This is a genomic window from Nocardiopsis alkaliphila YIM 80379 (genome assembly GCF_000341005.1).
GTDB classification, from domain to species: Bacteria; Actinomycetota; Actinomycetes; order Streptosporangiales; family Streptosporangiaceae; genus Nocardiopsis; species Nocardiopsis alkaliphila.
Genome location: NZ_ANBD01000102.1, coordinates 1 through 10,179, shown reverse-complemented (window position 1 = coordinate 10,179; position 10,179 = coordinate 1). Strand labels below are relative to the sequence as shown.

The 10,179-nt window shown below is 68.9% G+C and carries 10 protein-coding genes; 5 read left to right on the top strand and 5 right to left on the bottom strand.

Translation table 11 applies throughout. The annotated features are described in order from the left end of the window. Positions 1–863 precede the first annotated feature (863 nt). Positions 864–1,823: a quinone oxidoreductase family protein gene (locus D472_RS0114755; protein ID WP_017605255.1), complete on the top strand. Its 960-nt coding sequence runs from the start codon at positions 864–866 to the stop codon at positions 1,821–1,823. A 556-nt stretch (positions 1,824–2,379) separates the two neighbouring features. Here D472_RS0114755 and D472_RS0114750 read toward each other — a convergent pair. Then, on the bottom strand, positions 2,380–3,282 hold the full coding sequence (locus tag D472_RS0114750; RefSeq protein WP_017605254.1) for an LLM class flavin-dependent oxidoreductase: 903 nt from the start codon (positions 3,280–3,282) through the stop codon (positions 2,380–2,382). A 104-nt stretch (positions 3,283–3,386) separates the two neighbouring features. Beyond that, on the bottom strand, positions 3,387–3,680 hold the full coding sequence (locus D472_RS0114745) for a GNAT family N-acetyltransferase (RefSeq protein ID WP_017605253.1): 294 nt from the start codon (positions 3,678–3,680) through the stop codon (positions 3,387–3,389). A gap of 164 nt (positions 3,681–3,844) precedes the next feature. Here D472_RS0114745 and D472_RS0114740 point away from each other — a divergent pair, with 164 nt between their 5' ends. Genes D472_RS0114740 through D472_RS0114725 form a run of 4 tightly spaced genes read left to right on the top strand, consistent with a single transcriptional unit; the run spans position 3,845 to position 7,631 of the window. Continuing rightward, a complete protein-coding gene (locus D472_RS0114740) occupies positions 3,845–4,600 on the top strand; it encodes an SDR family oxidoreductase (RefSeq protein ID WP_017605252.1) in 756 nt (251 codons plus the stop codon). Beyond that, positions 4,600–5,388 (top strand): SDR family oxidoreductase, encoded by a 789-nt coding sequence (locus D472_RS0114735; RefSeq protein ID WP_017605251.1) that lies wholly within the window; start codon positions 4,600–4,602, stop codon positions 5,386–5,388. Before D472_RS0114740 ends, D472_RS0114735 begins: the two co-directional genes overlap by 1 nt. After that, the gene (locus D472_RS0114730) at positions 5,385–6,419 is read left to right on the top strand and encodes a phosphotransferase family protein (protein ID WP_017605250.1); all 1,035 of its coding nucleotides are present in this window, start codon (positions 5,385–5,387) and stop codon (positions 6,417–6,419) included. Before D472_RS0114735 ends, D472_RS0114730 begins: the two co-directional genes overlap by 4 nt. Further along, complete coding sequence (locus D472_RS0114725) at positions 6,420–7,631, top strand: acyl-CoA dehydrogenase family protein (RefSeq protein ID WP_017605249.1); 1,212 nt, start codon at positions 6,420–6,422, stop codon at positions 7,629–7,631. Between the two features lie 62 nt (positions 7,632–7,693). Here D472_RS0114725 and D472_RS0114720 read toward each other — a convergent pair whose 3' ends face one another. From D472_RS0114720 to D472_RS0114710, 3 genes are all read right to left on the bottom strand, one after another. Next, complete coding sequence (locus D472_RS0114720; RefSeq protein ID WP_026117703.1) at positions 7,694–8,308, bottom strand: TetR/AcrR family transcriptional regulator; 615 nt, start codon at positions 8,306–8,308, stop codon at positions 7,694–7,696. A gap of 121 nt (positions 8,309–8,429) precedes the next feature. Further along, positions 8,430–9,311: an ABC transporter ATP-binding protein gene (locus tag D472_RS25600; protein WP_051046004.1), complete on the bottom strand. Its 882-nt coding sequence runs from the start codon at positions 9,309–9,311 to the stop codon at positions 8,430–8,432. Beyond that, positions 9,290–10,179: FecCD family ABC transporter permease (locus D472_RS0114710; protein ID WP_017605246.1), on the bottom strand; the 890-nt coding region annotated here is incomplete at its 5' end. The genes D472_RS0114710 and D472_RS25600, both read right to left, overlap by 22 nt.

Below are 10,179 nucleotides of genomic sequence, written 5' to 3'. Positions count from 1 at the left end.
ACGAGCCGCGCCATCACTGGCACCACCCTCGACGCGGCTACGTCGTCACCCGACGGGTAAGGCGCCCCCTGGCCACCCAACGATTCCGTCCCATCCGGCGAAGCGGTTACGTGCCCGTACGCGAACGCGCGGTGGAACCCCGCCGCGCCTACCGCACCTTCGGGGCTCGTTCCCAGACTCCCAGACGCTCCGAATCCCTTCGGCGCACCGCGCGCGCCGACCGGGGCGCGGCTTCGCGCAGCGGCGGAGGGCTCACCTCACGTTCGAGGTCATCCGCTCGACGCGGTGGCGGTTTCGCCTCCCGCGCAGAGACCGCCGGTAGCCGTGACCACATCGGCAAGGGCTCGCGTTCAAAGAGCCCTTCCAGTGGCGCCGCGGCCCGCCTCGAACGCCGGGCTCGCGGCGCCAAGAGCCGACAGAGCCCGAACTCGGGTCGGTCGGGGAGCAACGGGCGAAGCAGGGGTTCCACCTCCCGCGCGAGCGGCGTGTTCGGTGACGGCTCCTTTGGATCGGGTTCTTCCTCTCGGTCGGGTTCCAAGCGCGCCGGTTCCTCATCGCGCGCTTCCTCTTCCCGATCGAGTTCCAGACGCGCCGGTGGCTCCTCCCGAAGCTCCTCGTCACGCGCTTCCTCGGGCCGTTCCGGCGGTGCTTCGCGCGCTTCCGCCCGTTTCCGTAGCTCCGGCGGGGGCCGCAGCGGACGCTCCTCCCGGCGCTCTGCCGGTGGCGGCCGTTCCAACGGACGCGCCTCTCGCAAGCGCTAGGGTGCGCCGTGGGCGCCCGGCGGGGCGCTCACGGCACCAGCCCCGCTGATGTCATACCATCTGGTCGGTATGTTTCAGGTATCCCCAAAGAAGGGTCCACCCATGCGCGCCATCCAGATCACCGAGTTCGGCGGACCCGAGGTCCTCACCCCCACCGAGCTGCCCACACCCGAACCGGGCCCCGGTCAGATCCTCATCGACGTCACCCGCAGTGGGATCAACTTCGCCGACACCCACCAGGCCGAGAACAGCTATCTGGCCCCCTCCACCCTGCCGATGATCCCGGGCGCCGAGATCGCCGGGCGCACCGCGGATGGCCGTCGAATCGTAGGCCTGCTCAATGGAGGCGGTGGTTACGCCGAGAAAGCCGTCATCGACTCGAACATGACCTTCGACATCCCCGAGGGCGTGTCCGATGAAGCGGCCCTGGCCATGGTCGTCCAGGGTGCGACCGCCTGGGTACTGCTGCGCAAGAACGCTCGCATGGAGCCGGGCGAGTCGGTCGTGGTGCACGCCGCCGCCGGTGGGGTGGGCACCCTGGCCGTACAGCTGGCCAAGCACTTCGGGGCCGGTCGGGTGATCGCCGTGGCCAGTAGCGAGGACAAGCGCAAGCTCGCCCAGGAGTTGGGCGCCGACGCCGTGGTGGATTCGGCCGCGCCCGACATGACCGCGGCTCTGATCGAGGCCAACGAGGGTCGACGAGTCGACGCCGTACTCGACATGGTGGGCGGGCGCGTCACCGATGAGAGCGTACGAGCCCTGGCACCCTTCGGACGTCTGGCCTTCTACGGAATGGCCTCGCGGGAACAGCCCAAGCCGGTGCAGCTGCCCAACCTCATGCGGTTCTCCACCACCGTGAGCGGTATGTGGCTGCCGCAAGCCTGGCTGCTGCCCGGCGACGTGGTGGGCACCGCCATGCGAGAGCTGTTCACCCTCATCACCGAAGACCGTCTGCGCCCTGTCCTGGGCCGGAGCTACCCCTTGGCGGAGGCCCGCCGAGCCCACGAGGACCTGCGTGGCCGTGGAACCATCGGGAAGCTGACCCTGGACCCCTCGGCCTGAGAGCCGATGGAGTGCACGGTCGGCCGTACCGGGTGATCACCGGTTCGGTTCGTGAAAAGCAGACCGTCCCCGCCGGAGTCGCGCCCGTGCCCGCATCCGAACACACAGCGCGATTCCGGCGGGTCGGGGTACCTGAGTGGAGGGCCTGGGGGCGAAGGGCCTGGGGTGTCCGCAGGGGTGCCTGGGGTGGGTGGGGGGCGCCGAAGGTAGGGCGTGGTCATGCTGATCGGGCGGCTCGCGGGTGGGGCGGGGCACGCATCGGGCGGGGCCTGGTGGTGCTGGTCGGGCGGCTTGGGGGTGGTGTCCCCACAACCCCCCCAGGCCCCACCCCCTACACAAGGCTCGGCCACCACCACACGTGGCCAGCGGTGCATCCGTCGGCCTTTAAGGGAAGCAACTCCTCAAAGCTCACCTTGACGACGTAGATCACAAATCGGACATCTCATCGCGAAAGTCACCGGTGAGCGTCCACGGTCGAGAGCAGAGCAAGGGAGTCCGTACTCCCAGACGTGCACCCCCGCAGAGCACGGACTCCGCCGAAACTCCTCGCCCCGGATCACTGCCGGGCGCGCCGGACCGCTTCGCGTACGGCCGGCACGACCTCGGCGGCGAAGATCTCCACCTGTCGCGCCGATTCCTCCGCCGGCCCCAGAACGAACGTGTCCATCCCGTACTCCACGGCGAACTCGGTGAGTCGTTCCACCCACTTCTCGACAGGGCCGTCCAAGGGGTTGTCCGACCCACTCTCCGGTTTGCCGATGGTGCCCCACAGGTTGTACACGCGTCGGATCGAGGCGGGGTCGCGACCGGCCCGCTCCGCGCCCTCATCGATCCGCTCATGCATGCCGGGCAGCTTCTGGGGACCGGCGAAGGCGTGGGAGGGCACCCAGCCGTCGGCCACCCTGCCCACCTCCCTGAGCAGGCGTGGCCCCAGTACCCCCAGCCAGATCCCCATGTCGTGAACGGGCGACGGCCCGGGTTTGACCCCGGCCAGGCGATAGTGCTCACCATCGAAGCGCACCGATCGTTGCTCGGACCACAACAGGCGGATCACCTCGATCGCCTCCAGTAGGGCGTCGGCGGCCTGGCGAGGGCTTCGCCGTGGGCCGCCCATCGCTTCGATGGCCTCCCAGAAACCACCGGCGCCCAGACCCAACTCGAACCGCCCCCCGGAAAGCACGTCCAGACTGGCGGCGTTCTTGGCGATGAGGGCGGGCGGACGCAATGGCAGGTTGGCCACGTCGGGAAAGACCCGCAGTCGTTCGGTGCGGGCCAGCACGGTGGCCATCAACGCCCACGTGTCCAGATGTCTGCGCTGGTAGGGGTGGTCCTGGATACCGACGAAGTCGAGGCCGCCACGTTCGGCCGCCTCGATCACCGCCCAGGTGCGCTCCAGCTTCGCCGCCTCGGGCGAGGGGAAGACCCCGAAGTCGATCTCACGTCCGTAGTCGATGTTCACGTTCGCCGCCTCCCGCAGGGTGGGTGCTCTTGTCGACCGGAAACCGATGCTCCCGACGACCGAGGTCCGGTGTTCTTCCGGATGCCTGCCCCGCCGCGCGACGCCTACTCTTGCGGTGAGCGGTAGACCAGGTCGCCGTAGTCACGGTGGCGTTCGATCCAACTCTTGACGAAGGGGCACATCGGCAGCACCGAGAGCCCGCGGGAACGTACGTCGTCCAGGGCCCCGCGGACCAGGGCACTACCGATGCCCTTGCCCTCGAAGGCCGGATCGACCTCGGTGTGGGTGAAGGTGATGAGGGTGTCGGTGAGGATGTACTCGGCGTGCCCGGCGGTTTCTCCATCGGTGGTGATCTCATAGCGGCGGTGTTCGGGAACGTCCTTGACCTCGGTCGCCATGGGAGCCCTTTCAGGGTCGGAGGGATTACGGGTCAACCCGTGTGGTTCCTGTTCCGTTAGGGACCTCATTGTTGCCTATGAGAAGGCCTAAGGCCCCTTGCGGCACGCGACCGGCGGACATAGAGTCTCCCTGACATACCGACCAGTCGGTCTAAGGAGTACGCATGACTTCGCGGTTCGGCGGCCGCCCCGCCATCATCACCGGTGCCAGTCGCGGCATCGGCCTGGCCATCGCCCAGCGGCTCGTCGCCGGGGGCGCACGCGTGTGCATCACCGCCCGCAAGCCCGAGCCCCTCCAGGAGGCGGTCGCCACCCTGGGCGGCCCCGAACACGCCATCGGTGTCCCGGGACGCGGCGACGACCCCGAGCACCAGGACGCCGCCATCGCCGCCACCAAGGACGCCTTCGGTGGCGTCGACATGTTCGTCAACAACACCGGCATCAACCCGGTCTACGGTCGCATGGTCGACTTGGACTTGGCCGCCGCACGCAAGATCTTCGAGGTCAACGCGCTCTCGGCGGTCTCCTGGGTACAGAAGGTGTACAAGGCCGGAATGGACGAGCACGGTGGCGCCATCGTCAACGTCTCCTCCGTGGCCGGCCTCAAGCCCGCCCCCGGAATCGGCTTCTACGGTGCCACCAAGGCGATGCTCACCCACATCACCGAGGAACTCGCGGTCGAACTGGGCCCGAACATCCGGGTCAACGGGGTCGCTCCGGCCGTGGTCAAGACCCGCTTCGCCGAGGCCCTGTACGACGGCCGTGAGGAGAAGGTCGCCGCCCAGTACCCGTTGAACCGGTTGGGCCTGCCCGAGGACGTCGCCGGCGCGGTGGCGTTCCTGCTCTCCGACGACGCCTCTTGGATCACCGGCCGCACCCTGGTGCTCGACGGCGGCGTGACCCTCACCGGGGGTGTGTGATGACCCTGAACCCCAAGAACGCCGGAGTGGTCATCACCGGAGCCGGTAACGGTATCGGCGCGGCCATCGCCCGCCGACTGGCCGCCGCCGGCGCCCGTGTGGTGGTCAACGACCTGGACGCCTCGGCCGCCGAGGCCGTCGCCGCCGAGATCGGCGGAGTCGCCGTGCCCGGAGACGCCGCCTCCGAAGCGGGTGTCACCGCGCTGATCGCCGAGGCCTCCGCCCACCTGGGCGGCATCGACCTGTACATGGCCAACGCCGGTGTCGCCCGCAGCGGCGGACCCGAGGCACCCGAAGCCGATTGGGAGACGTCCTGGCAGGTCAACGTGATGGCGCACGTACGTGCCGCGCGTGAACTACTGCCCGGGTGGCTGGAACGCGGTCACGGTCACTTCGTCACCACCGCTTCCGCCGCAGGCCTGCTCACCATGCTGGGCAGCGCCCCGTACTCGGTGACCAAGCACGCCGCCCTGTCCTTCAGCGAGTGGTTGTCGGCGACCTACGGGGACCGTGGCGTCACCGTGCAGTGTCTGTGCCCGTTGGGGGTGCGCACCAACATGCTCGACGGCGCCGGCGACCAAGGCCAGGCCATCCTCTCCCCCGGGGCCATCACCCCCGAGGAGGTCGCCGACACGGTGCTGGAGGCCCTCACCGATGGTCGTTTCCTGATCCTGCCGCACCCGGAGGCCGCCGATTACTACGCGGCACGGGCCACCGACACCGACGGATGGCTGGCCGGAATGCGCCGCTTGCAGGCCAAGGTGTTCGCCGAGGAGGAGACCGAATGAGCGCCGACCACGCGGGCTCCGACGAGGAACTTCCCGGCCTGGACCTTGAGCGATTGCGCTCCCACCTGGACCGCGAGGTGCCCGGCCTGGTCTCGGGTCCGCTCACCGGCCGGTTGATCACCGGCGGCAAGTCCAACCTGACCTACGTGGTCACCGACGGCTCCGGTTCCTGGGTGGTACGCAGGCCACCGTTGGGACACGTGCTGGCCACCGCTCACGACATGCCGCGTGAGTACCGAGTGATGACGGCACTGCGCGACACCGACGTGCCCGTCCCCCGCACGCACCTGTTGTGCGAGGACACCGAGGTATCGGGCGCCCCGTTCTACGTCATGGAGTACGTCGCGGGGACCCCTCTGCGCACCTTGGAAGAGATCGAACCGCTGGGTGAGAACGGCACCCGCGCGGTCGCCGAGCGGTTGGTCTCCACCCTGGGGCGTCTGCACGCGGTCGACCCGGCCGAGGTCGGCCTGGGCGACTTCGGCCGCCCGAAGGGTTTCCTGGAGCGCCAGGTGCGCCGCTGGAGCAAGCAACTGGAAGCCTCCCGCAGCCGCGACATCCCCGGCATCGACGAGCTGCGCGACCGGTTGGCCCGAACCATCCCCGAATCGGCGGCGCCGGCGATCGTGCACGGCGACTATCGACTCGACAACGTGCTGGTCACCGACGAGGGCGAACTCACCGCGGTACTCGACTGGGAGATGGCCACCCTGGGCGATCCGCTGGTGGATCTGGGGTTGATGCTCGTCTACCGGGAGAATCCGGTCAGCGGTGGCGGCGAGCCCGCCACCTCCGCCGAGGGTTTCCCCTCCTCCCCCGAACTCATCCAGATGTACGCCGACGCCACCGGCCGCGACGTGTCCCGGCTGGGCTGGTACGTGGCCTTCGGCTGTTTCAAGCTCGCGGTGATCGCCGAGGGCATCCACTTCCGACACAGCCAGGGGCTGACCGTCGGAGCCGGTTTCGACACCATCGGGGACGTGGTCGCCCCGTTGGTGGCACGCGCGCACACCATGCTCAAGGAGGACTAGATGGACTTCGCCTACGACGCCCAGACCGAGGAATTGCGGCAGCGGCTCCTGACCTTCATGGACGAGTACGTCTATCCGGCCGAACCGGTGATGGACGCCCAACTCGCCGAACGCGACGACCCCTGGGTCATCCCCCCGATCGTGGGCGAACTCCAGGCCAAGGCCAAGGAGCGGGGTCTGTGGAACCTGTTCTTGGCCGGACACCCCGAGCATGGCGGACTGCCCAACCTCCAATACGCCCCATTGGCCGAGATCACCGGGCGCAGCCCCCGACTGGCCCCGGCGGCGCTCAACTGCGCGGCCCCCGACACCGGCAACATGGAAGTGCTGACGATGTTCGGTACCCCCGAGCAGAAGAAGCGCTGGTTGGAGCCGCTGCTGGACGCTCGGATCCGCTCCGCCTTCGCCATGACCGAACCCGAGGTGGCCTCCTCCGACGCCACCAACATCACCACCCGTATCGTCCGTGAGGGCGACGAGTACGTGGTCAACGGGCGCAAGTGGTTCATCACCGGCGCGCTCAACCCCGCGTGCGAGATCCTCATCGTGATGGGCAAGACCGACCCCGAGGGTGACCGGCACAAGCAACAGAGCATGGTGCTGGTGCCGCGAGACACCCCCGGGGTGACCGTCCGGCGCGGTATGAAGGTGTTCGGCTACGACGACAGCGACCACGGTGGCCACGCCGAGGTGCTGTTCGAGAACGTGCGTGTGCCCGCCGAGAACCTCATCGGCGCTGAAGGGGAGGGCTTCGCGATCGCCCAGGCCCGCCTGGGTCCGGGGCGCATCCACCACTGCATGCGGTCCCTGGGCATGGCCGAACGCGCCTTGGAGATCACTTGCCGCCGAGTATTGGATCGGGTGGCGTTCGGTCGACCGCTGGCCGAGCAGGGCGTGGTGCGCGAGTGGATCGCCGAGGCCCGGGTGCGGATCGAGCAACTGCGTCTGCTGGTACTCAAGACCGCCTACCTGATGGACACCGTGGGCAACAAGGGCGCCCACACCGAGATCCAGGCGATCAAGATCGCCACCCCGCGCACCGTGGAGTGGATCCTGGACAAGTGCGTCCAGGCCCACGGCGCCGCCGGGGTCAGTCAGGACGTGCCGATCGCCGCCTGGCAGGCGGGGGTGCGTTCACTGCGTCTGGCCGACGGACCCGATGAGGTGCACTTGCGTTCCCTGGCGCGCGCGGAGCTACGCAAGTACGCATGACCTTCGCGGCCTGCACGAACAGGGTCGGGGAGCGGGCTCCCCGACCCTTCGTGCGTCCGTGCTCACTCCTGGGGCCGTAGCCCGGCCAAGAGCAGGTCGGCGAAGTAACGGCCCACGTCCTTGCCGGTGAGCGCTCCTTCGTGGCGGTACCAGGTGCTCAGGTGGTGTACCGAACCGAAGTAGTAGTCCACGATCAGGTCGGCGGGCACGTCGTCGCGAAAGACCCCCTCCCGCTGTCCCTGTTCGATCATGGAGCGGAAGAGTTCGTGGTACTTGCGGCGTTCGGCGCGCACACTGAGCTGCTTCTCCGGGGCGAGCTGGTGCATGGAGCGGAAGAAGATCGTGCTGTCGTCGAGGTTGGCCACGGTGGTGACGATGACGTCGGCGGCCGCCGCGTGGACCCGCTCGCTCACGGAGGCGTCCCTGGAGGAGATCTCCACCAGGTGTTCGGTCTGCATGCGCAGCACCCGGGCGTAGACCTCGTACAGCAGGTCGTCCTTGGAGCCGAAGTAGTGGTACATGGCGCCTTTGGTGACGCCCGCCGCGGTGACGACCTGCTGCACCGAGGTGCCCTCGAAACCGCGTTCGGCGAAGAGTCGGGTGGCGGCGTCGAGCAGACGTTCGGGCACCGAGCCGCGCGGGGTCTTGCCACCTGTCGCCGGCCGTGTTCCACCCATGTCCCGTTCCACCTTTCATCCCCCGTTCGCCGGTGGTTCCTCGACCATCGATCGGGCAAGCATACCGACCGGATGGTACATCGTGGGCACACGTGGTCTCGGACCCGGTGAACCTGGGAGGTCAGCCCACGTGGGTCCGGTTCCGACCATCGCTTCGGGGACCACGATCGAGCCCTTCGGCCTCTCGGGCGGCGGACCGCTCGTGCGGGATGACGAGCGGAGTGGCGGTACGGGGATCGGAGATCACGTCGCAGTCCAGACCGAAGACCGCGCGCACCCGATCGGCGGTCACCACCTCCGAGGGCGGTCCGTCGGCGACGACCTCACCATCACGCATCATCACCAGGCGGGTGGCGAACCGGGCCGCCTGGGCCAGATCGTGCAGCACCGCCACCACGGTGCGGCCCTTGCGATGCAGCTCGGCGAACAGCTCCAGCAGATCGTACTGGTGGGCGATGTCCAAGAACGTGGTGGGTTCGTCCAGCAACAGGACGGGACTGTCCTGGGCGAGCACCATCGACACCCAGGCGCGCTGACGCTGGCCTCCCGAGAGCGAACCCACCTGGGTCTGGGCGAGTTCGGACAGGCCGGTGAGCGCCAGGGCGTCGGCGATGGCGGTCTCGTCCTCGGGGCTCCATTGGCGCAGCAGGGTGTGGTGCGGGAAACGACCCCGCGCGGTCAAAGCACGGACCGTGATGCCCTCGGGGGCCAGCGGGCTCTGCGGAAGCAACGCCAGCGCGCGGGCGACCGCCTTGGGACGTTGGCCGCGCACGTCGGCGCCATGGAGGAGTACGCGCCCCCGCATCGGTTTGGCGACCCGCCCCAGCGCCTTGAGCAGGGTGGACTTGCCACACCCGTTGGGTCCGACGATCACGACGAACTCGCCCTCATCGACCCTCAGATCCAGGTCTGGCACGATGGGTTCACCCCCATAGCCGAGGGTGAGTCCTTCCGCGGACAACACCGGATCGGTCCGAGTCTTCACAGGGTCCCCTTTCGCCATTCGCGAATCAGCAGGTAGCCCAGATACACGCCGCCCAGGGCCATGGTGAACACGCCCACCGGCAGACCGTCGCCCACCGGCGACTGCTGGACGGCCAGGTCGGCGCAGACCAGGAGCAGGGCACCCACCACCGCGGACAGCACCAGGTTGGGGCCGGGTGCGCCGCTCAACCGGCGGGCGATCTGGGGCGCGGTCAAAGAGATGAAGGCGATCGGCCCGGCCACACTCACCGCGGCGGCCGACAGCACCACGGAGAGCACGACCGCTCCGGTGCGTGTGGTGGTGGCGCGGGCACCGAGGGAGTCGGCGAGTTCGTCGCCCATCTCGTTGACCGTGATGGGGCCGGTCAGGGCCAGCAAGAACGGCACGGCCAAGACGACGGCGAGCCAGATGGTGGCGGCGTGCTCCCAGGAACGGGCACCCAGGCTTCCGTTGATGTAGGAGGCCAGCACACCGGCCTGGTCGCGGGCCATCACCGAAACCACGAAGTGGGTGAAGGCGGTGGCCATGGCCGCCACTCCGATCCCCGCGACGATGAGTCGGCCGGGGTCGCGCAGTCCGGTCCCGGTCACCAGGGACACCAGGACGATGGCCAGGCTCGCACCGGCCAAGGCGCCCAGGGGAACGGGGACCAGTCCTGGCAACATCAGAGCGGCGACCGCGGCTCCGGCTCCGGCTCCCGCACCGAGTCCGATGACGTCGGGGCTGCCCAACGGGTTACGGGTGACCGACTGGAACAGGGCTCCGGCCAGCCCCAAGGCCACCCCGGTGCCGGCGGCGACCACCAGTCGAGGGCCGCGCAGGCGTTCGAGCACGAACAGGTGCGTGGCCTCGCCCTGCCCGCCCAGGGCGGCGGGGATCTGGACGA

Excerpts from the sequence above, each read along its gene's own strand:
- D472_RS0114755 (WP_017605255.1), top strand. The coding sequence starts at position 864 with ATGCGCGCCATCCAGATCACCGAGTTCGGCGGACCCGAGGTCCTCACC.
- D472_RS0114745 (WP_017605253.1), bottom strand. The coding sequence starts at position 3,680 with ATGGCGACCGAGGTCAAGGACGTTCCCGAACACCGCCGCTATGAGATC.
- D472_RS0114740 (WP_017605252.1), top strand. The coding sequence starts at position 3,845 with ATGACTTCGCGGTTCGGCGGCCGCCCCGCCATCATCACCGGTGCCAGT.
- D472_RS0114735 (WP_017605251.1), top strand. The coding sequence starts at position 4,600 with ATGACCCTGAACCCCAAGAACGCCGGAGTGGTCATCACCGGAGCCGGT.
- D472_RS0114730 (WP_017605250.1), top strand. The coding sequence starts at position 5,385 with ATGAGCGCCGACCACGCGGGCTCCGACGAGGAACTTCCCGGCCTGGAC.
- D472_RS0114725 (WP_017605249.1), top strand. The coding sequence starts at position 6,420 with ATGGACTTCGCCTACGACGCCCAGACCGAGGAATTGCGGCAGCGGCTC.
- D472_RS0114720 (WP_026117703.1), bottom strand. The coding sequence starts at position 8,308 with ATGGGTGGAACACGGCCGGCGACAGGTGGCAAGACCCCGCGCGGCTCG.
- D472_RS25600 (WP_051046004.1), bottom strand. The coding sequence starts at position 9,311 with ATGGCGAAAGGGGACCCTGTGAAGACTCGGACCGATCCGGTGTTGTCC.